This window comes from Mucilaginibacter ginsenosidivorax, from assembly GCF_007971525.1.
GTDB classification, from domain to species: domain Bacteria; phylum Bacteroidota; class Bacteroidia; order Sphingobacteriales; family Sphingobacteriaceae; genus Mucilaginibacter; species Mucilaginibacter ginsenosidivorax.
In genome coordinates this window covers 1478861-1503777 of record NZ_CP042437.1, presented here as the reverse complement: position 1 = coordinate 1503777, position 24917 = coordinate 1478861, and the positions used below count along the sequence as shown (strand labels likewise).

Sequence of the window (24917 nt, the reverse complement as noted above, 5' to 3'; positions counted from 1 at the left end):
CCATATACAGGCATCAATAGTGGTAGCTAATTATTAAACGGGTTACCCCCGACTTACCAAAAAAGCCGCCACCAAATATGGGCGACGGCGTTTCAGTTAAAAACAATAATAATTAGTTTGCAGTTTTTACAAGGTCATAACGACCTATAGTATCGGGGCTGGTAGATGAGCTTGCACGTAACATTTTAAAGTTGGTGCCATCGTAAATATATTGGTAAACGCCTACCAAATGATTTTTGGTACGTGGTACGCCCGATTTAAAAGTGCTATCGTTAAACTGGATGTAATAACCGTCAAAAGCAAAAGTACCGTGGCTGCCGGCATGTTTTACCGTGGTATCGGCTGTTACAGCAAAATGATAGGCATTGGTCATTTTCAAGATTATCGAATCTTTCAAGGTATCATATTTACCGGTCGAGTTTTTAGTCAATAGCCTGAACTGGCCGTTAAAAGTTCCTACCGGTGCCGATATTATAACTGATGTGCCTGAGTTTTTGGCGCAGGCTGCCAGTAAGGTTAACAACAGCGGGAGTAAGTAAAATAAATTACGCTTCATATTTTTGTTATTTGTTGTCAATACGAATATAAGCATATAAACGCTACAGGCTGCCAGGAAATTTTTATAGTTTTTTTGCTTCGTTCCAAAAAATGTCCATTTCGGCAAGGCTCATGTCCTGTAGCTGCTTGCCATGTTCTTTGGCTTTTAGCTCCAGGTATTGAAAACGTTTTATAAATTTCTGGTTTGTTTTCTCAAGCGCGTTCTCGGGGTTAATATTAATAAAGCGGGCATAATTAATAAGCGAGAACAACAAGTCGCCAAATTCACCCTCGGCTTTTTCATGATCGATGGTTGTCTCGTCTTCGGCGTTAAACTCATTTTTAAATTCCTGCATTTCCTCTTCTACTTTGGCCCAAACCTGGTTTTTCTCTTCCCAGTCAAAACCCACACCCCTGGCTTTTTCCTGTATACGTGAGGCTTTTACCAATGCCGGCAGGGAAGATGGTACACCGCCTAAAACAGATTTGTTGCCTTCTTTGAGCTTTATTTGCTCCCAGTTACGTTTTACGTCTTCCTCATTTTTTACTTCCACATCGCCATAAATATGCGGATGACGGTTTATAAGTTTATCGCAAACTCCGTTTAATACATCGGTGATGTTAAAATCATTGGTTTCTGACGCTATTTTTGAGTAAAAAACCAGGTGCAGCATAATATCGCCCAGCTCTTTTTTAATCTCCTGTTTATCATCGCCCAAAATGGCATCGCTCAGCTCGTAGGTTTCTTCAATAGTCAGGTGCCTGAGGCTTTCAAGCGTTTGCTTCTTGTCCCAGGGGCAGTTGTCCCGCAGGTCGTCCATTATAATAAGCAGGCGTTGAAAGGCGATAGTAGCGGTAGGGGCAGTTTCGGGGGCTTTTAAAGGCATAGTATGGTGCGGTATTTTTTGCAAAGGTATGATAACATCTTTAATGCAAACTTATCCCGGTATTAATTTAAAGGTAATATTAATTAACTTTATTGGCCAACTCATAACCGTACAACCATGATCAAAAAAATCTACCTGTCTGTATTTTTTTTAATGCTGATAATTGACTGCTGCCAGGCGCAGCAATTAATGCAAACCACGCCGCAAAACAGTACGCTTGAACAGCCGCAGCCATTTTTATATACCATTAGCACCTTAAACCCATCGGGGCGAAACTGGAGCGTGAATTACTCGGGCGGTTATGGCGAGCATACGGTTACGCCGCTGGGTTTTGACGGGGTTGACCAAAATATATCGGCAAAGGGTTATTTAGGGTCAAAATTTACATTTTTGGCCACGTTGGGCACAGGTTTTAGCAACAACGGAAGCGTGCACACCCTGGAGCAGGCCGAATTGCTGCGCGATTTTATAGGCGGAAACCAGCCTATGGGTTTCCGTATAGGAGCAGGCCTGGGTTTCAGGCATGAGTTTAATAATGATAACGTGGCATTTAGCCGGATAACCGCCGCTTACGATGTTATGCGGTGGAAGATAGGAGCCAACGTACGCTTAGAAAAAGCTTTTGCTACCAACCGCGATGGTCTTGATATTGTTACAAGCGTTGGGGTGCACAGGCATATTACCGGCCAGTTTTTTGGCGGCTTTGAAGCAGTAGGGCAGGATTTGGAAGGCTTTTGGGAAACGGATGAAGCCGAAGGCGGCGCCCGGTTAATGGTAGGCCCGTCTATAAACTATGCACCAACTAATTCGCGTTTTGCGTTTACCCTTTGCGGCGGGCCTATTATATATGCCACCCGGAGCGCTAACACACAAGGCCAGTTTGCCGCCTACCGCGAGTTGCCGGCCAATAATGGTTTTACCCTGAAATTCAATGTTGGTTTCCGGTTTATGTAAGGAGATGGTGTCGTGTCATCGATAAATTGACGGATAGTCTTTAGCCCAAAGTCGTAAGTCCCAGGTCAAAAAAAACAACTTTGGACTTACGACTTAGTACTATTGACTTAATGGAGTTTTATTGCCCTCAACATTTCGCGTTTGCCTGCGGCACCCGGTATTTTTTGTATGGCAAAGCCAAGTGCCTTAAGCATCCTTTTAAGGTTGCCGGTTATGGCGTAGGTAACAAATATACCGCCAGGCTTTACAAAGCCGGCAACATGGCTAATGGCTTGCTGTTTCCACATTTCGGGCTGGTGGGATGCTGCAAATGCGTCGAAATAAACGATATCGTATTGCCCGCCGGATTGAAACTCCAATAATTTGCAGTTGGCTATTTGTAGCCGGCAATTACTGTTAATGTTTACAAAACCGGCCAAAGCCGCGGGGTAATGTGTTAAGTATGACTGCCACAATTCGGCAGGCGTATAATCATCATAACCGGTCTGGCTCATCATTTGTTCCGTAAGCGGATATGCTTCAATACCGGTATAAGTAAGATTGATTTGCTTTGTTGTGCAGGCATCGGCACTCAATAAAAAATTGAGCCCTGTGCCAAAACCCACTTCCAGTATGCTTACTTCATTTGTATTATTTTGATGAAGGAAATAGTTAAGCCCCGCGTTTACAAATACATGCAGGCTCTCCTGCAAAGCCCCATTGCGCGAGTGGTAAAGTTCGCCTACCTGGACATTGTAAATGGTTTTTGAGCCATCGGCGGTGGTAACTATTTTTAGTTCGTGGTTCATTTGGCCCCCTCTAAATCTCCCCCGGCAGGGGAGACTTTCCTTGTATGATCTGAAGCCCTCCCTTCCGGGGAGGGTTGGGTGGGGCTAAACTTCGTCACCACTTCGCCAAGGTCATAAACGGGGATTTCGCTTATACTCCCTGCTATAATACTTGTTGCGGCGGCCGAGCGGTAGCCCGCTGCGCAGTGCACAACAATTGGCTTATCTACAGGTATTTCGTCAATTCGTTCCCGTAGTTCAGGAAGGGGAATACTGATGGCCTGTTTAAATATTTTGCCTTCGTTCACTTCGTTGCTATTCCTGACATCTATGATGGTATAATTTTCAGGATGGGCCTTAAAATCTTCAAGATCCAGGTTTTGGAGGTTCTCGCTGGTGTTTTGGGGCGATAGCTGTATAGCCATGATGTTGGCTTCATAACCTATTTTGGCAGCTTTTTTTACCAGTAAATCGGCAGTAGCGTCATCTGCCGCAATCAGGTAAAATTTTTCGTCGGGCTGCAGTATCGAGCCTAACCAGGTTTCAAATTTATCGCCATCCTGAAGATTGATAGCGCCTTGAATGTGGCCGGCACTGAAAAGTGTTTTCGGCCGGCTATCTATTATCGCAATTTCTTCCTGTAAAAGAATGTCGGCCTCAAATTTTACGATGTTATCAATACTTTGCTGAAATTTGGGAGCCCCCGCCTTATTTAACTCCACATCATAACCAAAGTATTTTGGTACAAATGGCTGGTCGGCCGTTAGGGTTTTGATGAAGGTAGCCTCGTCCATCAGTTGCAGCGCGTAGTTCTCCTGTATTTCGCGGCCGATGGTACTTTGCAGGTCGGCACTCATGTTTTTGCCGCATAACGAACCGGGTCCGTGCGCCGGGTAAACAATAACGTTTTTGGGCAGCGTCATCAGCTTATGGCGGGTGCTCAGGTACATTTGTTTGGCCAGTTCCTCTTTTTTAGCTGTAATGTTGCCCACACTTTCGCGCAGGTCGGGCCGGCCAACGTCACCTACAAAAAGGGTGTCGCCGGTAAAAACGGCTGTTTCTTTGCCCTCTTCATCTACCAATAAAATACAAATAGAATCGGGCGAGTGGCCCGGGGTATTGATGGCTTTCAGCTTCACATCATTCAGCTGGATAACATCGCCATCGTCAAAAGTTTCATGCGGATACGTGGCGCCGGTAAGCTTGCTGCAATAAATAACGGCATCGGTAACCTGGTGAATTTCCAGGTGCGAACTTACAAAATCGGCATGCGGATGGGTTTCAATAACGCCTACTATATCGGCATTGTGCTGGGCTGCAAGTGAATAATAGGGCAGAGGGTCGCGCGCCGGATCAATTAAGATCATTTTACCTGTGCGGATAACGGCGTACGATGCATGCGCCAAACCTTTGTCGTAGAACTGCTGGATAATCATAACTGCAGCAAAGATAACTGTTTGGCAGGGATGTTTTAAGGTTTGAATGTTTGGGAGTTGTAAAGTTTGGTGTGTTCCGTTCTGTAACGAGATGACTTGAATTGAAAAAAGCGGAATGTTGTCTTCTTATGATTTTACGGAACAGGGGCCTGCTTTAATCAGCGGTATTTTTAGCCCGGCTATGGGTAAACCGCAAGTACCTGCGCCATACCCCCCCGGTTGTATATTGGCAATTGCCATACCTGGTTATTTTTCATGTTTAAATGGGGTAACGAAAATGAAGATATTTAATGAAACAGATCAAAATGCTTGTTAAGTATGTTGCAAAAAAAGGGGGTAATGACATATATTGCGAGAATAAATCTAAATCAAAATCACATGCAGAATTTCGATGAACAATTGGCCGAAATTGATTCGATGATTGAAGCAAAAATCATTGACCCTACCGATAACTCAAAAGTTATAATAGATGGGATTATTAATCCGGAAGACTATTTAAAAGCCAAATACAAAATTCTTTGGATATTAAAAGAACCAAGATGTGATTATGGCGGATGGGATATGCGCTTAGCTCTTAAAGGGTTAAAGGAAGATAGACGTCCAGGCTGGCGTTATGCATTCAACAAGATCATTTATACTTCATTTGGTATTTTAAATAATTTTGAAGAATGGGGAAATATGGATTATATCAAAGACAACCCCGAAATGAAAGATATACTTAAGAGTATTGCTTATATCAACTTAAAGAAACTGCCAAACATAAGCGATAGCTACACCTCAAATAATGATCATATACGTAATGCTTATGAAAGAGATAAAGATATAATAATGGCACAAATTAACCTCTTTAATCCTGATATTATCATTGGAGGCAATACGCTGAAGTTTATTTTAAATGACCTTGGCATTTCAGCGGGGCAAATGATAAATTATAATACTATCAGTTACCTGGCAACTAAAGATAGATTATTCATAAACGCAAAACATCCTACCTATTATAAAATTCCCGAAGCAAATTATAGTGATGATATAATTACAACGTCCAAAAGGTGGGCGATTGAGTTTGATAAATAAGCAACATGCAAAGAGCTTTAACTCATCAATCGCGCCATGATGAATAATCGATTAGATTTTGGGGAATATTTGCAGTAAATAAATAATACACGGGAATATCAATTAACAATACATGACTATGGATGAAAGCTACGACCAGGAATTCAAGCAATTAAAAGAGCTAAAAAAGAAACTTACATGGCTGCCGTGGGTAGGCGAACATTATTCAGTTTTGCCGGCAGAAAACAGGGTTTTACTTATAGGTGAAAGCCACTATCTGACGGATAGCGCGGGAAGCAAGGCCGAACATGAAAAAGATAATCTTACCCGCAGGATAGTTGGTAGTAAGGGGATTGATCAAAAGGGCCGGTCGAACTTTTATATAAATACTCAAAAGTTAATGTTGGGTAACGGTACCCTGCAAAAAAGAGAAAGGTATATTTTTTGGAGCAGATTAGCCTTTTATAATTTTATACAAACGCCTATGGATAGCTTAAAACATAGGCCAACTGAAGAGCATATGCTTATTGCAAGTGATAATTTTATTGATGTAATTAAGGTCTTGAAACCCTCGGTTTGCGTTTTTCTGGGGCTTGGAGCTGCCGAAAAATTAAATGAGGTTATTCATAACTCTGCATATAAGTTTGAAAGGGAAATAGGCGGCGCAAAAAAAGTTGGAAAAAACACACCACGTATTGGCAGAATAATAGCACCCGATGGACAAGTAATCAAATTGCTTTTTGTAAAGCATCCGAGCAGCTATTTCAGCCCCGGTTCATGGAATTTGTTTTTGACCAAAAATGCGCCGTCACAAATGAAATGGTTTAAAAGTTTGATAAATATTAATAAAGCCGCCTAACACCCGTCATCCGGCAGGTTGCCCTGATATCGTTTTTTGAGCAACGGCGGTATGGTGTTTTCTTGGGCAAATTGCCGGTTATATTGCCGGCAATTTGCATATTAACAGGCAATAGTATTGCGCATGAAGGATAGGTTGAAAAAGACGCTACAGATTTATCGAACAACGAACGCGGAGGCATGCCCTGCTGCCCGGAATTGCCGAAAGTTTATTGTTTTGAATTTAAAATTCTGCCCTTTTGAACGTTATATTCGTTTTCTGTTATTGCGCCGCTATCTAACAATTGCTTAAACTTTTGCAATTCATCGGCAGGCGATTGACTGGAGAAGCCGTAAAATGGTTTTTCATCTATCCGCCGGGTGCAATAAACTATAAGTACACCCAATATGCTTAAAAACAGGCCTAATAAAAGCCCGCCAACCGGGCCGATGGTTCTTTTCGAACCTGCGTTGTATCCCCAGATAGCCGGAATAAACCACATGCCGCCAAAGGCAATAATAATTAAAATGATTTCAGGTGCGCCGAGTCCCATATATGTAATCAGGTTTTAAGGTGAGAGGTTATTTATTAAGCGATTAAGGTATAAAATAGTTTATGATTTAGCCTGTAAAGCGCCAAAAAATATTTGTTAAGGAGGTGTTCTCAACGGCTGCTATATCTTATTACTACTTGATATTTGCTACTACAACGGTTACCAGATAGCCGTCCTATCCTCCGGCTTTTTGTATAGTTTATCGCCGGGTTTAACGTTAAATGCCTTGTACCATGCATCTATGTTGGTTAAAGCGGCATTAACCCGCCATTGATCGGGCGAATGCGTATCCGTAAGAATGCGCTGGGCTGTAGCCTCGGGGCGTTGCAAACTGCGCCATACCCGCGCCCATGACAGGAAGAAGCGCTGGTCGGGCGTAAACCCGTCTATCATTTTGGCCAACCGGTGTTGTTTGGTTTTCATGAAGGCTTCATATGCAATGCTTAAGCCACCCAAATCGGCAATATTTTCGCCAAGAGTTAATTTGCCGTTTATATGCAGGCTGTCCAATACGGTAAGGTTGTTGTATTGTACAACCAACCGGTTGGCACGTGCTTTAAATTTGTCGGCGTCGGTTTTTGTCCACCAATCGCGCAGGTTGCCATGACCATCGTACTGGCGGCCCTTATCGTCAAAGCCATGTGTAATTTCGTGGCCTATTATGCAGCCTATGCCGCCATAGTTTACAGCGTCATCGGCCTTTAAATCAAAAAAAGGGAACTGCAATATGCCTGCGGGGAAAACAATTTCGTTGTTGATTTCGGAGTAATAGGCGTTTGCGGTTTGCGGCGTTATTCCCCAGCGGCTTTTATCAGCGGGCTTGCCCAGGCGGCTTATCTCAAAACGGTAACGCCATACCGACATATTACGTATGTTGCTTACGTAGCTGCCGCGTTTAATCATTAAGCCATCATAGGTTTCCCATTTATCAGGGTAGCCTATTTTTACAGTAAGGGCATTCAGTTTTTTTAACGCGTATTCCCTGGTTTCGGGGCTCATCCAGTCCAGTCGCTTAATACGATCGCCGAGCGCCGTTTTTAGGTTGCTTACAAGTTCTGCCATGCGCTTTTTAGCCTGGGGCGTAAAATATTTTTCTACATACAATTGCCCTAACAGTTCGCCCAGGCCACTGTCAACAAATTTGCTCACACGCTCGCTGCGTGGCGGTAGTTCTGTTTCGCCGGTTAATACGCTGTTATAAGCAAAAGTAGCTTTTACAAAAGGCGAGCTCAGTTGTGCCGCAGTCCCCCTGATGATATTCCATTTTAATAAAGTTTTCCAGCTTTCAACCGGCTCCGCCGCCAATAAAGAATCGGCAGCTTTAAAAAATGAAGGCTGCCCTACCAGGATGCTATCCTGTTGGGGGATATTTAAACTGCGCAAAAGTTTAGTCCAGTTTAAATGCGGTGTAACTTTGTTAAAATCGGCTACAAGGAATTTATTGTAAATAACATGCGGGTCGCGCCTGGCTTCACGGCTAAGCTGGGCTTTTGCCAACATGCTTTCCAGGTTATAAACTGTTGTCGCATTTCTGCCGGCTTCGTCCGGGCTGCTGCCGGTTAGCGTAAATAAGGTTGTAATCAGCGTTTTAAATGCACCCTGTACTTTTTTTGACCGGGCGTCGTTTTTTAAGTAATAGTCCCTGTCGGGTAACGAAGTGCCCCCCTGGCCAAGGCTCACAATACATTTTGAAGTGTTTTTATCGTCCTGGTCAATCCCTAATCTGAACAGCTGGGCGGTGCCGTTAATGCGTTCAAAAACAAACTCGTTGATAAGATCATCAAAACTTTTGACTTTGTCAATGCGCTCCAGGTCGGGTATAATGGGCGAATAACCCAGTTTTTCAATGGTGGCGGTATCCATGCCGCTGGCATACAGGTCGCCAACGCGTTGTATTAGGCTGCCTTCAGGTGCGGTTACCGATTGGCGGCTTGCCTCATCTAATAATTTTAAAAGTTTTTGGGTGTTTTGCTGCCGAAGGATGGCAAAGCTACCCCAGCGTTCTGTTTTGGTAGGTATAACGTTATTTTTTACCCAGTTGCCGTTGCCGTATTCAAAAAAATCATCGCCGGGCTTAACAGCGGTATCCATATCGGCCGGGTTGATAACTTTTGGAGGTGCGGTAGTTTTTGGTTTATATTTTGGCGTTTTTTGTTTACCGGTTACCTGGGCGTTTACGTATGGTAAAAAGGCTACCATGAACATAAAACACCAGAACTTTAATTTCATAGTTATTATTTGAAAATTAAAGGTAGTAAAATACAGCAAAAAAGTTCAAAACAACAGCGCGGAACCGCTTAACGGTTAAACCAGTTTATAACAAAACCCAGTTTTGACCTTTTTAAAACATCGAGCCAAAAACGGTGTATATGCAGTGATTTCATGACTAATAATGTTTGAGTAGTATAATAACTTTTTAATTGTAAAAATATTGTGAAGTGTTTTCTGTTGCCACTTTCGGGTTGCCTGTGGCCGGTTAAAATGTTGACAAATTATACCTTGAATCTGTTGCCGGTTACGGGTTGCCTGTGGCCGGTTAAAATGTTGACAAATTATACCTTGAATCTGTTGCCGGTTACACGCATCGGTTATCTAAACTTTGTTTCTATAGCCTGGCCCTCAAACCGCAGCCCCAAACCACCAACCTCGCTCCCGGAACCGTAAAAACCTATTTGCTATGAACCGCTAACAATCGTACTTTTGCGCGTTATGAGTATTGCTAAAACATATTTGCCTAAAGAAACCGAAGATAAATGGTACAGTTACTGGTTAAAGCACGATTTTTTTAAATCGGTGCCCGATGAGCGTGAACCTTACACAATAGTAATTCCGCCGCCAAATGTTACCGGGGTTTTGCATATGGGGCATATGTTAAACAATACCATACAGGATGTATTGGTACGCCGCGCCCGCATGAAGGGCAAAAATGCCTGTTGGGTACCGGGTACCGATCATGCCAGTATTGCTACCGAGGCCAAAGTAGTGGCCATGCTTAAAGAGCGCGGCATCAGCAAAACCGACCTTACCCGCCCCGAGTTTTTAACTTACGCCTGGGAGTGGAAAGAAAAATATGGCGGCATCATTCTCGATCAGCTTAAAAAATTAGGCGCGTCATGCGATTGGGACCGTACCAAATTTACCATGGACCCCGAAATGTCTGAAGCGGTAATTGATACCTTTATCCACCTGTACAAAAAAGGCCTGATATATCGTGGCGTACGCATGGTAAACTGGGACCCGCAAGGGAAAACGGCTGTAAGCGATGAGGAAGTTATCAGGAAAGAAGTAAATCAAAAACTATATTATATTAAGTATGAAGTAGTTTCGGAATTGGTTAGCAAGACTGCGCATCACGTTGCAACTCCTACTAACTATTTGACTATTGCTACGACTCGTCCGGAAACTATAATGGCCGATGCTGCTATTTGTATTAATCCAAATGATGAGAGATACACTTATCTCCACGGGAAAAGTGTTTATATACCTTTGATTCAAAGGATTATTCCGGTAATACTGGATGAGTACGTTACCATGGATTTTGGTACCGGCTGTTTAAAGGTTACCCCGGCACATGATTTGAATGATTATGAGCTGGGTATAAAACATAATCTGCCCGTTATTGACATACTGGACGATGATGGCAAGCTAAACGAAAAAGCGCAGATACTGGTAGGTGAAGATCGTTTTATCGCCCGTAAAAAAATTGCCGTTTTATTGGAGGAAGCAGGCGCTTTAGCTAAGGTGGAGGACTATAAATCGCAAATTGGTTTTAGTGAGCGTACTGATGCTGTTATTGAGCCAAAATTATCGATGCAATGGTTTTGCAAAATGGGCGAGATGGCTAAACCGGCGTTGGATTATGTATTGAATGGCGAAATAAAACTTATTCCCGAGAAATTCATTAACACGTACCGTCATTGGATGGAAAATGTGAGGGACTGGAATATCAGCCGCCAGTTATGGTGGGGGCAGCAAATCCCGGCGTGGTACCTTCCAAACGGTGAATTTGTTATCGCCAAAAATGTTGACGAAGCGTTAACCGAAGCAAAACTCAAAACTCAAAACCCACAACTCACTACCGACGACTTACGGCAGGATCCCGATGTTGTTGACACCTGGTTTTCATCATGGTTGTGGCCAATATCTGTTTTTGACGGTTTTAAAGATCCAAACAATGCCGATATTAATTATTACTACCCAACTAATGACCTGGTAACCGCACCCGAGATCCTGTTTTTTTGGGTAGCCAGGATGATTATGGCCGGACACGAATTCAGGGGAGAGTTGCCATTTAAAAACGTTTACCTTACCGGTATAGTACGGGATAAGCTGGGGCGCAAAATGTCCAAATCATTGGGTAACTCACCCGATCCGCTTGATCTGATCGAGCAATATGGCGCTGATGGCGTACGTGTGGGTATGCTGCTTTGTTCGCCTGCCGGTAACGATTTAATGTTTGATGTAAGCTACTGCGAACAGGGCCGTAATTTTGCCAACAAAATATGGAATGCCTTTAAGCTGATTAAAGGCTGGGAGGTTGATGACAGCCTTGAAAACCCTAATGAGATAGCCATTGAATGGTTTGGCAGCCGTTTTAACCAGGCCCTGGGCGAGATTGAAGATAACTTTGGCCAATACCGTTTATCAGAAGCGCTGATGGCTACCTACAAACTGGTTTGGGACGATTTCTGCGCCTGGTACCTGGAGATGATTAAACCCGCCTATCAGCAGCCTATTGATAAAATTACCTATGCCGCTACTGTTCAGTATTTTGAAAATATATTGAAAGTGCTGCACCCCTTTATGCCATTCCTCACCGAAGAATTATGGCATGACGAAATATTTGGAGAACGCGCCGAAATGGACTGTTGCATTGTTGCTCAATTGCCAAATATTGGGGAAATAAATGCACAGTTGCTTGGGGAAGTGGAGATTATAAAAACGGTTCTTACGCAAATCAGGTACATTCGTAATAAAAATGAAATTTCGCCTAAAGAGGCGCTTGAGCTTTCGTATAAATCAAACTCCGGGATAAATTATAATCAGTATGAGGCTATAATAGCTAAATTGGGTAATATAAGCCGGTTTGCTATGGTTGCCGATAAAGTTTCAGGTGCAGTTAATTTTATTGCTTCAACCGATGAGTTTTTTATTCCGCTAAGTCAAAATCTTGATCCGGTTGCCGAGTGCGCAAGGCTTGCCAAAGAGAAAGATTATCTTTTGGGCTTCTTAAAATCTGTTAACGCCAAGTTGGGCAACGAACGTTTTATGGCCAATGCCAAGCCCGAAATTATTGAAATTGAGCAACGCAAAAAAGCCGATGCCGAAGCAAAATTAGCCATCATCGAACAAAATATAATTGATTTGGCTTGCTAATTGCATGAATGAGAGGCTGCGAAATGCAAAACTAAAATAGGCTTTCAATCTTAATTGACTGGCTATAACGTTTGGTATAAGCAATGTGCTTTAATCATGAGTAAAGGAGTAAGCTTTTTCAACTTTTCAATTTTCAGCATTTTATCAAAGGAGCAGTCGTTTCTTGATCAGGCGCGTATCAGGCTGCTTTATTTTGGGTTTCCTTTGGTGTTTATCGCCTTAGGGGCCGTTTTTATGAGTGTTTATTTCCAGGGGCAAACTATGCTGGCTTATACAGCCGGCGTATTAATGGTTTGTGTTGCCGCGCTGTTTAAATTTTTAACATACCGGCCTCAGTGGCGTTTAATATCTCATTTACTGCTTAGTGCGGGCACTATTGTTAACACCAGCATAGTTTATATCACTTTACAATCGGTAAATATAATTACCGTTCAGGTAATTATATTGGTTATCGTGTTTAGCTACTATATGCTTGGGCAAACAGGGGGGCTGGTATATTCTTTATTGAACACGGTGCCCGTATTAATTTTCATGATTATTGAATTTACAAAGGGGTACGTTATCGGTATTAAGCCAGACAGGATAGATCAATCAACTATTATTATTACCCTTTTTGCCAACTTTATCCTGTTGATATTTATTCACAGCCATTTTTATACTGCGTTTTTAAAAAACATAAAACAGCTGAAAGAAAGTGGCGAACACCAGGTTGCACTAAACGCCCAGCTTGAAAAAGCAATAAACAAAGCCGAAAAATCAACCCAGGCCAAATCGGAGTTTTTATCAACCATGTCGCACGAGATCCGTACGCCGTTAAACGCGGTAATTGGCATGAGCAACCTGCTCATGATGGGCAACCCGAGGGCCGATCAAAAAGAAAACCTGGAGATCCTGAAATTTTCGGCCAATAATCTTTTAGCTGTGGTAAATGATGTGCTTGATTTCAATAAGATAGAATCGGGCAAGGTTGTTTTTGAAAACATCAGGTTTAACCTGGTTGAGCTGATGAATAATATTTGCGGCGCACAAATAATTAAGGCCGAAGAAAAAGGACTGTTATTTAAGCTGGATGTGGATAGCACGTTGAACAATAAGATAATTTTTGGCGATCCAACCCGTATCACCCAGATTATTTATAACCTGGTAAGCAATGCTATAAAATTTACAGCAACCGGCAATGTATGGGTTAAAGTTACCTGTTTTGAGGACCGGCATGATAGGGTTACGGTTAAATTTTCGATAAAGGATACCGGTATTGGTATCGAGGAGCACAATCTTACCAGTATTTTTGAACCGTTTACCCAGGAATCATTAACAACAACCCGCCAGTACGGTGGCACAGGGCTGGGTTTGGCCATTGTGAAACGATTACTTGATTTGCAGGGCCTGCATATGCACATATCCAGTAAGCCGGGCGCCGGTTCGGAGTTTTCATTTAATATGGAGTTCCCGGTATCAACAGAAATGGCTATTGAAAAAGCGATAACTCCGTTGGTACAGGCGCAGGAAAAAGATGATGTAATATCAGGTATCCGCGTGCTTATTGCCGAAGATAACATCGTGAATGTTATGCTGATGAAAAAGCTGTTATCTAAATGGAACATAACGCCTACCATTGCCGAAAATGGCTTACGCGCGGTTGAATTAATGCAATACGGCAACTTTGATATTATATTGATGGATTTGCAGATGCCGGTAATGAATGGCCTTGATGCCACCATGGAAATAAGGAAAATGGCCGATCCAAAAAAATCGCTTATCCCTATTATCGCCCTTACGGCTTCGGCGTTGCTGGATATTAAAGAGAAAATTTTTGAGGCAGGTATGAATGATTATGTTTCAAAACCATTTAAGCCCGATGAGTTGCTGGAAAAAATGCAGATGCTGGTACGCGCGGCTTAACCAGGCTTGCTGTAAACCGGCAGTTCTTCAATAAACTGATACTTTTTTTGTTCGTGATTGATTGTGCAATAATAGTGCTGCAGGCCATTACTTACCGCCAATAACGATACTTTGTGCACCATATTATACCTGGCTACCTGGTCGAAAGTTTTTTGATCGATGCTAACAGATGGCGCTTTACATTCTACAATCAAAATCCGTTGCCCGCTGCTGTCAAATACCACTATATCGGTACGTTTTTGCAATCCGTTAAGCTTTAGCCCTCCCTCCAGCCGGATGAGTGACCGTGGATATCCTTTTTGCCTGATAAGGTATTGTACAAAGTGCTGCCGTACCCACTCTTCGGGTGTAAGCACGATGTTTTTTTTACGGATTTCGTCAAACAAGCTCAACTGCCCGTTATCGTCGCTTATTTTAAAAGGATAGGGGGGGAGATTGAGGGGATGTAAATTCAAAATTCAAAATTAAAAAGTCAAAAGTAAAAAGGAATATCTGAAACATCGGCCTGTTTTATTGCTTAATTAAAAATTCAACAAAGGAAGTGTGGCATAGGGTCACAAACCCGGCACTTTTCAAAATATTACTTTCCACATTTACATCATTATGCGGCATTACCGCTTTGATTTTTTTAATTTTGAATGTTCAGCCAGAAAGTCATTTTTGAATTTTGACTTTTTAATTTTGCCTTAAAAGAATGACAGCTGCCGATATAGTAAAGGATATAAAGAACCGTAAATACAAGCCCTTGTACCTGTTGCACGGCGAAGAGCCTTATTTTATTGACGTGGTGAGCAACTACATTGAACACCATTTGCTGCCGGAGGCCGAGAAAGGCTTTAACCAAACCGTGGTATACGGCAAGGATACCGATATGATGGCTGTGCTTAATGCGGCCAAACGCTATCCCATGATGGCCGATTACCAGGTAGTTATGGTAAAGGAAGCCCAGGATATGAAATGGGGTAAGGATGATGACAGCAAAAAAGGAATCGACCCTTTATTGAGTTACCTGGAAAAGCCCCTGCCAAGTACCATACTTGTGTTTTGTTATAAGTATGGCAAGTTTGATAAGCGCAAAAAAACTTACAAGGCGATAGAAAAAAATGGGCTTATTTTTGAGTCGGCGCCTTTGTATGATAATAAGATACCGGCCTGGATAGAAAGTTTTATAAGCGATAAAGGTTATAAAATAAACCAGCAGGCATCGGCCATGTTATCTGAATACCTGGGTAACGACCTATCTAAAATAGCTAACGAACTGGAGAAACTAATGCTTAACATAGCCGCCGGGCAGGAAATTACCCTGAAGCTGGTGCAGGATAACATTGGTATAAGTAAAGAGTATAACGTATTTGAACTGCAAACCGCCCTTGGTAAAAAGGATGTTTTAAAGGTTAATCAGATTATTAATTATTTTGAAGCAAACCCCAAGGCAAACCCAATTGTGCTGGTATTAGGCAACCTGAATAACTTTTTTAGCAAAGTGTTGGCCTATCATTATGTAAAAGATAAATCGCCACAGAACGTAGCCCGCGAGATAGGGGTGAACCCTTATTTTGTAAAAGATTATGAGTTGGCCGGCCGCAGTTACAATTACCCCAAAACAATGCAAATCATCAGCTACCTGCGCGAGTATGATTTGAAAAGCAAAGGTGTTGAATCAAACGCCCCCCATGGCGAACTGATGAAAGAGTTGATGTTTAAAATACTGCACTAAGCCATTATCGTCTCAAAAATCAGCTGTATTACTATCTCAATCAGGTAACATTTTTGTTAGGTGTATCATGTGCCTGTGTTTGTCCGTAGCGCAGGTATTTTACGCAAAAACGCCTTTTAACGTTATTTGAGGGTTTTTTATTCCCCCCGTAACGGTGCTTGTTACAATGTAATTAACTATTTACATTGTGACAAAATTAACCGGTAATTTAATTTATTATGTTCACTTCATCAAAGGCAACCTGCAGTGCTTTTGGGCCTGATCATAAAACATAAATTACTGAAATATGATACTTCTATTCTGCGGATTGTCTGGGGCTGGTAAAACAACATTAGCTAAAAATGTTGCAAATGAATTAACCGAACTGGGAATAAGAACTGAAATAATTGATGGCGATGAATATCGCAATGAAATTTGCCGCGATTTAGGCTTCAGCAAGGCCGATCGCTGTGAAAATATACGGAGGCTGGGCTTTGTTGCCAGCCGCTTCTCGGCTCACGGTATTGTTACTATCGTAAGCGCTATTAACCCTTATGACGAAATGCGCCGCGAACTTGCCGAAAAATATGAACATGTAAACATTGTGCATATTGATTGCCAGGTAAAAAAACTCATTAGCCGCGATACCAAAGGGCTTTACAAGAAAGCATTTTTACCCGACGGGCACCCCGATAAACTGAGCAACCTTACAGGTATTAACGCGCAGTTTGATGTTCCATACGCTCCGGACCTGTATATAAATACCAGCGAATGCACGGTAATACAAAGCACCTCCTCTTTGCTTTATTTTATCCTGAATAACCTTCATCCGGCTGATAAGGTTGAAAAGAAAGTGGTCCATAATAGTTAAAATCTGCAGGTAGCCACTATTTATTGCCAAACGCATTATGCAAAAACGAACGCTTATTATAGCCGGCATGCACCGCTCCGGAACCTCGCTTATAGCGCACTGGCTTACCAGGTGTGGTATGCAACTGGGCGAAAAGCTGGTTGAACCCGGGCCGGGGAATCCTGATGGACATTTTGAAGATGTAGAGTTTTTAAAAATGCACGAAGAGATACTGGCCAGTAATAACCTGCCCAAAACCGGCTTAACAGACGGGCATGTTGATGCTTTCTCTATCTACGAGAAAGAGAAGATGAAAAGTGTTATCAGGGTTAAACAACAACTGTACGACCAATGGGGATGGAAAGACCCCCGCACTTGCATGTTTCTTGATGTTTATAAGGAACTTATCCCGGATGCCTGCTATTTGGTTATTATACGCGATTACCGGTCTGTAACCAGTTCGCTGTTAAGGCGGGAGTTTAAAATTATTGACAGAAAATACCTTGGCCGCAAATACCTGTCGAGGTTAATATGGTTGATTTTTAGACGCGCACGCAGAAGAAATGCTTTTTACCGGATAAATACCGAAGCCTATTTAAAAGTTTGGATTAATTATACCCGTGATATTTTAGCATGCATCAAAAAGTTGCCTCCTGAAGCCTTTGTTGTAGTTAATTATGATATGTTGAGCAAAGAGGATACATGCGTTTTTGGGCACCTGCAAAACAAATGGAATTTCACGCTAACCTATTCAAAATTTAAGGATGTTTTTAAGGAGAACCTGATAGGCCAGGATATTGATATAAACCCATACATCACCAATAAATCCCTGTTAAACCAGGCAAAAGAATTACAGGACGAATTGATGGGTTACATGAGCCTCTGAAGGGGGAAGTCTTTAGTCTGGAGTCTTAAGTCCTAAGCCGGAGTTTTTTTTCTGACTTAGAACTCAAGACTTAAGACTCCAGAGTTAACACTACTTACTTTCTATCCATTCCTCTGCCGATTTAATATCTGTAAAAAACTCAATCGCCAATTTGCCTTTTAATGTGTAAATGCTTTTTCGGGCAGATAGCTGGCTGAAAACACTTGGCGAGTGTACCCAGGCAAAGTATCGCAATCCGGCTTTCTCCATGTCAGGGAACCATTCGGTATTACCCCAGTCAGATGCTTCCGACCAATTACCCAAAACATGAATGTTACTGTTAAGCACCTTGCTTACGTTGTTTTTAATAAGCATATCCTGCATTTTTAAACAGCCATGCTGTACCGATTCGAGGTTTTGAAACCCTATCCAATCAACATCAAGGCGCTTGTGCTGCTGGTTTAATTTGATGGTAATGGTATCATCCTGGTAATGGGTATCGCTATCTGCAATGGGTACGGTTTTAGTAAGTGTTTCGGGTATCAGCCTGAAAAAGAAAGTTGAGCCTTTACCCGGTGTGCTTTCAATCCAAAAGCTGCCATTATGCCTTTTTAATATCTCGGCCGATATAAACAGGCCAAGGCCAAGCCCCTCAAACCGCATAGCGGTGTTATCAACCCGGTAGTAACGGTCAAACAGCCGCATCAGGTTCTTTTCTTCGATGCCGATGCCAAAATCCTCTACCGAAACTATGATGCTGCCATCGGCATGTACGCTGCAATTAACCAATACCTTTTCGCCTTCGGGCGAATATTTGATGGCGTTGCTGAGTAAATTATTTACTACCTGTTCCAGCCGGAAACGGTCGCCGGTATAAGTTACATCATCTGCTTTTTCAAGTATGATCCGGTGCGATGTGGTAGCCTGCTGCACGCTCTCGATGCTATCTTTAAGCATCTCCAGGAAGTTGAAAGGCTCCATGGTATACTCAATTTTGCCAGCGTTAATGCGGGTTACATCCAACAGGTCATTAATCAGCTTTTCCAGTCGCAACACATGCGAGGCCGATTTTTGAACAAAGTTGCCAAGCTTCTGCGGATCTGCCGTACGCTGCATTAACTGGTTAAATGCTTTGATGCTGGTTAGCGGCGTTTTTAGCTCGTGGCTGGCGATAGACAGGAATTCATCCTTCTTTTGTTCGTTATTTTTTTGAATTTCGATATTGGTATTTGTACCCAGCCACAACCTGATCTGCCCGTTCTCCACCAGCGGGAGCGCCCGGGCCAAATGCCAAACGTACTGCTCATCGTGAAATTTGAGGCGAAACTCCACCATAAATTCTGTGCCGCTCTGTAGCGCGGCCTTCCATCTTTTGGAGCTAAGCTGCCTGTCGTCGGGGTGGATAAACTCTTGCAGGCTGCGGCCCAATATTTGGTCCATACTTTGGCCAAAATCGTCGCAAACTACTTCGTTTACATAATCCAATGAGCCATCGGGGCGGGCTGTCCAAACCTGTTGTGGCATGGCGTTAAGTAAAAAGCGAAAACGCTGCTCGTTTTCTTTCTCTTTTTGGCGGGTAAGTACGGTTTCAGTCAGCTCAAAAACAAAAACCAAAATGCCGTCAACAACGCCTTCGGCATCATACCGGGCCTGGTAGATAAAATTAAAATAACGGTCTTCAATGGTGCCGCCTGCCTTGCGTGCCAGGGGTACCAAAAGCTCTTTGCCTTCAAAGGTATTGCCGGTGTAATACACGCTTTTTAATATATCAATAATCGGAGTTCCGTTCAACTCCGGCAGTGCTTCTTTAATGGGTTTTCTTAATATATCCCGCCCGGGGAAAAGTTGTTGATAGGAAGGGTTTACCAGTTCAAATACCATTTCGGGGCCGTCAAGCACGCAAATTCCGGTTGGCACCTGCATAAAAAAACGTTTTAGCCTGTCGCGCTCCCGGGCGGCCTCGGCCTGGGCGTTAAACAGTTCTATATTACGTTGCTGAACCCTTTCTTCCAGTTCATCATTCAGCAGCTGGATATTTTGCTGCGCCCTGAAAAGTTCTTCGTTGGTGGTATGCAACTCTTCATTTGCCGATTGCAGCTCCTCATTACTGGCCTGTACTTCTTCATGGGCGTTGGCCAAACCATAGTTTAAAGCCAATAGCTCTGCCTCGTTTTGCTCCAGGCGCTTTTGGGCCAAAACAAGGTCGGTTATCTCATATTTAAAACTTAAAACCGATGTTATTTCACCATCGTCATTGCGCACGGCCTGGTACACGTAGTTAAAATAATGTTCTTTAACGGGGCCGCCCGGCTCATCGGCCAGCGGGATGTTGATCTCGTTGCCTGCAATGGTTTCGCCGGTTTTGTACACATGTTGCAGGATATCCCAAATTGGCTGACCGGCTACCTCGGGCAGGGCATATAACAAAGGCTTGCCCAACACTTCCCGATTAGGAAAAAGTTCTGTTTTATAGCGCGGGTTTATAAATTCGTACACCATATCGGGCCCTGTAACTATCGCAATCTGGGCCGGAATTTCCGCAAAAAGTTTTTCAATTTGCCTGCGTAGTCTTTCGGCTGTGGCGGCCGCCTGGGTTTCTTTATCCAGGCTGTCTTTTAAAGCACGTTCGGCAAGCACCTGCCGGGTAACGTCTTCGGTATGATGAATGATGTAACAAATTTCGCCCTCGGCATCCAAAACCGGGGTATGCGAGGTTTTCCAATAGCGCTCTTCTAACCGTTGCTGATCATCAAAGACCGGTATATCAAACCGCATCACGGGCAACTGATGTGGCTGCAGGGTTTCCAATACTTTACTCAGCGAAAGGGCAATTCCGCCTTCTTCTGATGACCAATCCGGAATTTTGGGGAATACATCAAAAAGATACTGCTCTTCAATTCCAACGCGGGTTTTGTTGGTAAGCTGCAAATAAACATTGCTGGCAGTAAGCATATAAAGTGCGGGCGAGAGTATGAGGTAGGGCTGAGGCAAGGTCTCAAAAACCCTTAACATTTCCGGGGGTAATGCAGAACTGTGTTTTAAAGCCATTTAAGCTATAGAAAGATGTATACAAGATTACTAAACGAATAGCAGATATTAAAATGATATTAACTGTGAAATTGTTTTAGAAATTATTCATTGGTTCAATGGTTCAATGGTTCATTGGTTCATTGGTTCATTGGTTCATTGGTTCATTGGTTCATTGGTTCATTGGTTCATTGGTTCATTGGTTCATTGGTTCATTGGTTCATTGGTTCATTGGTAAAATAGCAGATAAGTTAGGCAAATTTTGTTAATTGTTAGAATTATCACCTGTTAAACTGCTTTACATAATCGGCCAGCGGGCCTAAATCCATTTGCTTCCTGAGCTTATTAACCAGTTTAGGGTACTTTAACGGGAAGGGCGCCCATTTGCCGGTTTTAGGGTCGCGCTTTATTTGGGTACCGTAAATTTGTTTTTGATTTTTGCCTACCAATACCCTGTCGGTTAGCAACGCGTAATTGGTTTTGCTGGCATTGTTTTTATCCACTTCTTTTTTTAACAGTGCCAGTACCATTTCCTGGAAGGCAATATCATCATCACAATGCTGCACTATCGCCCAAAAATCGTTGCTTGTTTCGCCAACCTGGTCGTAACCGGGAAACCCATATTTTTTAATGATGAGCTTTGCTTTAATCTCATTAATACTGTCGGCTTCGGCCCATTTTTGCTGGATAGTTTCGGCGCTGTAAACCGATTTTTGATTGCGCTGTAGTTTTTGATCTTCTATCCGCCAAAATTGGTCGTCTTTAAACATCGAATCAATTTTTTTGATTAACGCCGGGTTTAATTTGCTGGTTTGGGCTGATGGCGGAAGGCCAAAGCATCCAAAAATTAGGAGTAAAAAGGTTAATGTTTTCATATTAACTAAAGATATAGTTAATTATGGTTAAATTCAAAACCGATAAAAGATCACCTTCACAAGAACGTAGTTATCCGATCAAATTCAGATGTTTCTGAACCGGAATTTATAGAATTAATGAATTAGCAGAATTCTAAAAATTCCTAAATTCGATGAATTCCGGCTCTGGCAAAAAATCAAAATCAGTACAAAAATACGCTCATCATCTGCATATTTGCACATCTGAAATCTGCACATCCAATTTTCATGTTCAAAAAATATTCCTCGCTATTCCTTGTCATTTTGCTCTTGCTCTGGAGCTGTAACCCCAAGCCAGAATTCCTGTATAAAGTGGTAAAAATTAAAGATGGCGATACCATTGGCCTGCTTAGCAGCGATAACCAGCAAGTGACTGTAAGGCTGGCCGAAGTAGATTGCCCCGAAAAAACACAGGCCTTTGGTCAGGCAGCTAAAAAGTTCACTTCGGATTTGTGCTTTGGCAAGTACGTAAAGCTGGTAGGTAACGTGCATGACCGTTACGGCCGCACGGTAGCCCTGGTTATTTTAGAGGACGGCACCAATGTAAATTACCAGTTGGTAAAAAGCGGTTACGCATGGCAATACAAACAATATTCGCAAAGCGCCCAACTGGCCGGATATGAACAGGAAGCCCGCCAAAGAAGGCTGGGCCTTTGGGCCGATGGCAACCCGACACCTCCATGGGAGTACAGGCGCGAGAAAAAAGCGGGTGCTCTGACAACCCAACCCGACAGCCTGCAGCAAAAACCAAAAAAACATTACCGCAAGCGTAGGCCAAAGCTTGAAGAAGCGTATTAAAACCTTAACTTTATAGTCGATATCCCCCTCATTTGACTGATGAAATTTATAAAAGCGTTTTTTTCCATAGCCTTTACCCTTGCCCTTATCTGGTTATTGCAAACCAAACACGGCCCGGTGCCACCGGTGGGTAAGTTTTTAAGCCCGGCAGACGGTTTTTGGCAAAATGCCGAGAGTAAACATATTTTAGCATCGCGTACATTAAACCTTACCGGGCTAACCGGCAAGGTTATTATTAAGTACGATGAAAACCGAATCCCCCACATATTTGCTGATAACGAACATGATTTGTACTATGCCCAGGGTTATGTAACGGCAACGGAGCGCCTTTGGCAATTGGATATACAAACCCGGAGCGCCGCAGGCAGGCTTGCCGAAATCGCAGGCCCGCAGGCTTTGGAGATTGATCGCTACCACCGCCGCATGGGGATGGTTTACGGTGCCGAAAACTCTTTGAAAGAAATGATGGCCGCCAAACCCATCCGCGAAATGATTTTGGCGTATACCGATGGCATTAACGCCTACATACACCAGCTTGGCCCGCGCGAATATCCGCTGGAGTTTAAACTATTGGATTACGCCCCTGAAGACTTTAAACCCATTAATTGCGCCTTTTTACTGAAGCTAATGTCCGAGACGCTGGCAGGTGGCTCCAACGAGTTTGCCATGAGTAATGTGCTTAAAAAGTTTGGCGCCAATGCTACTAACGACCTGTTCCCGGATTATCCTATGCGCGAAGATCCTATTATTCCTGCAGGCACCAAATGGAACTTTAAGCCGCTGCCTATCCCCAAGCCATCCGGCAGCTTTTTGGCGGCTATGAATGATAGCGCCAAGCGCGTGGTGAAAGAGGAAGGTATTGGCAGCAATAACTGGGCAGTTGCAGGCAGCAAAACCGCTAATGGTTACCCTATTTTGGCCAATGACCCGCATTTAAATTTAACCTATCCATCCATCTGGTTCCAGCTGCAGCTTTCGGCGCCGGGGGTAAATGTATATGGGGTAAGTTTGCCGGGGGCGCCCAGTATCATATTGGGTTTTAACAACAACATTAGCTGGGGTATTACCAACGTAGATGCCGATGTGCTGGACTGGTACCAGGTTAAATTTAAAGATGATAAAAAGAACGAGTACTGGTACAATAACCGGTGGAATAAAACTACACGCAGGGTAGAGGTGATTAATATCCGCGGCCAAAAGCCTTTAATTGATACCGTTATTTACACCCATCATGGGCCGGTAGTTTATGAAGATAAAAGTAAAACCACCGAGCATACCCCCGGTTTTGTGCCCATTGGCGATGCCTTGCGATGGATAGCGCACGACAGATCAAACGAGTTGATGACCATGTACATCCTGAACCACGGTAAAAACTACGATGATTACCGCAAGGCGCTTACTTATTTTAATGCCCCGGCATCAAACTTTGTATTTGCCAGCCGCGATAAAGACATAGCTATAACCCCCAACGGTAAATTCCCATTGAAATATAAAGACCAGGGCAAGTTTATACTGGACGGCACCGACCCTGCCGACGACTGGCACGGCTGGATTCCGTTCGATCAAAACCCAACGGTTAAAAATCCGCCGCGGGGTTTTGTAAGTTCGGCCAACCAATCATCAACAGATCAAACCTACCCTTACTATATTAACTGGCAGTTTGCCCCATACCAGCGTGGTAAGCGCATTAATGACAGGCTTAGCGTGATGCACAACGCTACCGTAGATAGTATGCGGATATTACAGACGGATGTATACAGCATTCGCGCGCAGGATATGATGCCTGTGCTGCTCAAATACCTTGATGCCAGCAAGCTGGATAAAACCCAAACTGTAGCTTATAACACGTTAAAAAACTGGGATAAAAACTTCGCGATAAATTCGGTAGGAGCAAGCATTTTTAATGCGTGGTGGCTTAAAATATATGATATGATATGGAGTGATGATTTTGCCGCTAAAAACCTGCGGGACAATTACCCATCAATGGACCGTACCGAAAAGCTGATAGCCAAAGAACCCAATTCAAAATGGTTTGATGATACCCGCACGCCGGTTAAAGAAACCTGTACCGAGATTATAAATGCGGCATTTACCAACATAGTTGATGATATGGTACACAAATACGGCCAGCCCGGTAAGGCCTGGCAATGGGGTATGGTTAAAAAAATGGAGGTTGCCCATCTTACCAACCAGGAAGCTTTAGGCTCGGGCAATTTTGAATCGGGCGGAACCGGATCAACCATCAACGCCTTAAATAACGGGCACGGCCCGTCATGGCGTATGGTGGTACAAATGGGGCCAACGGTAAAAGGCTACGGGATTTTCCCTGGCGGCGAAAGCGGCAACCCCGGTAGTTTCTACTATGATGATATGCTCAAAACCTGGCAAAATGGCGAGCTGAAGGAGCTGCTGTTTATGCAATCGCCTGCCGAAAAATCAAGCCGTATTAAAACAACCCTAACCATCAGCAATCAAAAATAAGCTT

General features: G+C 43.1%; 19 protein-coding genes. 10 read left to right on the top strand and 9 right to left on the bottom strand.

Translation table 11 applies throughout. From position 1 onward, the window contains the following. Window positions 1–112: 112 nt before the first annotated feature. On the bottom strand, window positions 113–556 hold the full coding sequence (locus tag FSB76_RS06170) for a hypothetical protein (protein ID WP_147052714.1): 444 nt from the start codon (window positions 554–556) through the stop codon (window positions 113–115). 64 nt (window positions 557–620) lie between these two features. Then, window positions 621–1424, bottom strand: a complete 804-nt coding sequence (mazG, locus tag FSB76_RS06165) for a nucleoside triphosphate pyrophosphohydrolase (RefSeq protein ID WP_147052713.1) — start codon at window positions 1422–1424, stop codon at window positions 621–623. Between the two features lie 117 nt (window positions 1425–1541). On the opposite strand from mazG, the gene FSB76_RS06160 reads away from it, so the two are divergent. Beyond that, window positions 1542–2378 (top strand): hypothetical protein, encoded by an 837-nt coding sequence (locus FSB76_RS06160; RefSeq protein WP_147052711.1) that lies wholly within the window; start codon window positions 1542–1544, stop codon window positions 2376–2378. A 107-nt stretch (window positions 2379–2485) separates the two neighbouring features. Here FSB76_RS06160 and mnmD read toward each other — a convergent pair whose 3' ends face one another. Together mnmD and FSB76_RS06150 are read right to left on the bottom strand one after the other, a co-directional pair. Next, a complete protein-coding gene (gene mnmD / locus FSB76_RS06155; protein ID WP_147052709.1) occupies window positions 2486–3166 on the bottom strand; it encodes a tRNA (5-methylaminomethyl-2-thiouridine)(34)-methyltransferase MnmD in 681 nt (226 codons plus the stop codon). Beyond that, the gene (locus FSB76_RS06150; protein WP_147052708.1) at window positions 3163–4581 is read right to left on the bottom strand and encodes an MBL fold metallo-hydrolase; all 1419 of its coding nucleotides are present in this window, start codon (window positions 4579–4581) and stop codon (window positions 3163–3165) included. Before FSB76_RS06150 ends, mnmD begins: the two co-directional genes overlap by 4 nt. Window positions 4582–4959: 378 nt before the next feature. Between FSB76_RS06150 and FSB76_RS06145 the strand changes: the two genes are divergently transcribed. Together FSB76_RS06145 and FSB76_RS06140 are read left to right on the top strand one after the other, a co-directional pair. Next, window positions 4960–5655 (top strand): hypothetical protein, encoded by a 696-nt coding sequence (locus tag FSB76_RS06145; RefSeq protein ID WP_147052706.1) that lies wholly within the window; start codon window positions 4960–4962, stop codon window positions 5653–5655. Between the two features lie 118 nt (window positions 5656–5773). After that, window positions 5774–6493, top strand: coding sequence for a hypothetical protein (locus FSB76_RS06140; protein ID WP_158642852.1), 720 nt, complete (start codon window positions 5774–5776; stop codon window positions 6491–6493). Window positions 6494–6701: 208 nt separating this feature from the next. Here FSB76_RS06140 and FSB76_RS06135 read toward each other — a convergent pair whose 3' ends face one another. Next, window positions 6702–7025 carry an SHOCT domain-containing protein gene (locus FSB76_RS06135; RefSeq protein WP_147052703.1) on the bottom strand — a complete coding sequence of 108 codons (324 nt, stop codon included), beginning with the start codon at window positions 7023–7025 and terminating at the stop codon, window positions 6702–6704. 159 nt (window positions 7026–7184) lie between these two features. Further along, window positions 7185–9254 (bottom strand): M13 family metallopeptidase, encoded by a 2070-nt coding sequence (locus FSB76_RS06130; RefSeq protein WP_225976433.1) that lies wholly within the window; start codon window positions 9252–9254, stop codon window positions 7185–7187. A gap of 480 nt (window positions 9255–9734) precedes the next feature. Between FSB76_RS06130 and FSB76_RS06125 the strand changes: the two genes are divergently transcribed. Together FSB76_RS06125 and FSB76_RS06120 are read left to right on the top strand one after the other, a co-directional pair. After that, window positions 9735–12401, top strand: a complete 2667-nt coding sequence (locus tag FSB76_RS06125; RefSeq protein WP_147052701.1) for a valine--tRNA ligase — start codon at window positions 9735–9737, stop codon at window positions 12399–12401. Window positions 12402–12497: 96 nt separating this feature from the next. Then, window positions 12498–14303, top strand: a complete 1806-nt coding sequence (locus FSB76_RS06120; RefSeq protein WP_147052700.1) for an ATP-binding protein — start codon at window positions 12498–12500, stop codon at window positions 14301–14303. Here FSB76_RS06120 and FSB76_RS06115 read toward each other — a convergent pair. After that, entirely contained in the window at window positions 14300–14761 is a 462-nt protein-coding gene (locus FSB76_RS06115; RefSeq protein ID WP_147052698.1) for a type I restriction enzyme HsdR N-terminal domain-containing protein, read from the bottom strand. The genes FSB76_RS06120 and FSB76_RS06115 overlap by 4 nt on opposite strands. A 236-nt stretch (window positions 14762–14997) precedes the next feature. Here FSB76_RS06115 and holA point away from each other — a divergent pair, with 236 nt between their 5' ends. The 3 genes from holA (at window position 14998) to FSB76_RS06100 (ending at window position 17735) form a co-directional block, all read left to right on the top strand. Then, window positions 14998–16020: a DNA polymerase III subunit delta gene (holA, locus tag FSB76_RS06110; RefSeq protein ID WP_147052696.1), complete on the top strand. Its 1023-nt coding sequence runs from the start codon at window positions 14998–15000 to the stop codon at window positions 16018–16020. A gap of 286 nt (window positions 16021–16306) precedes the next feature. After that, a complete protein-coding gene (gene cysC / locus FSB76_RS06105; RefSeq protein ID WP_147052695.1) occupies window positions 16307–16870 on the top strand; it encodes an adenylyl-sulfate kinase in 564 nt (187 codons plus the stop codon). A gap of 37 nt (window positions 16871–16907) precedes the next feature. Beyond that, the gene (locus FSB76_RS06100; RefSeq protein ID WP_147052694.1) at window positions 16908–17735 is read left to right on the top strand and encodes a sulfotransferase; all 828 of its coding nucleotides are present in this window, start codon (window positions 16908–16910) and stop codon (window positions 17733–17735) included. 90 nt (window positions 17736–17825) lie between these two features. On the opposite strand, the gene FSB76_RS06095 is transcribed toward FSB76_RS06100, so the two are convergent. Next, complete coding sequence (locus FSB76_RS06095) at window positions 17826–20726, bottom strand: PAS domain-containing protein (protein WP_158642851.1); 2901 nt, start codon at window positions 20724–20726, stop codon at window positions 17826–17828. A gap of 296 nt (window positions 20727–21022) precedes the next feature. Further along, window positions 21023–21616, bottom strand: coding sequence for a DUF6624 domain-containing protein (locus tag FSB76_RS06090; RefSeq protein WP_147052690.1), 594 nt, complete (start codon window positions 21614–21616; stop codon window positions 21023–21025). A gap of 288 nt (window positions 21617–21904) precedes the next feature. Between FSB76_RS06090 and FSB76_RS06085 the strand changes: the two genes are divergently transcribed. Continuing rightward, the gene (locus tag FSB76_RS06085; RefSeq protein ID WP_158642850.1) at window positions 21905–22432 is read left to right on the top strand and encodes a thermonuclease family protein; all 528 of its coding nucleotides are present in this window, start codon (window positions 21905–21907) and stop codon (window positions 22430–22432) included. 39 nt (window positions 22433–22471) lie between these two features. Continuing rightward, the gene (locus FSB76_RS06080; RefSeq protein WP_147052686.1) at window positions 22472–24913 is read left to right on the top strand and encodes a penicillin acylase family protein; all 2442 of its coding nucleotides are present in this window, start codon (window positions 22472–22474) and stop codon (window positions 24911–24913) included. Window positions 24914–24917 lie beyond the last annotated feature (4 nt).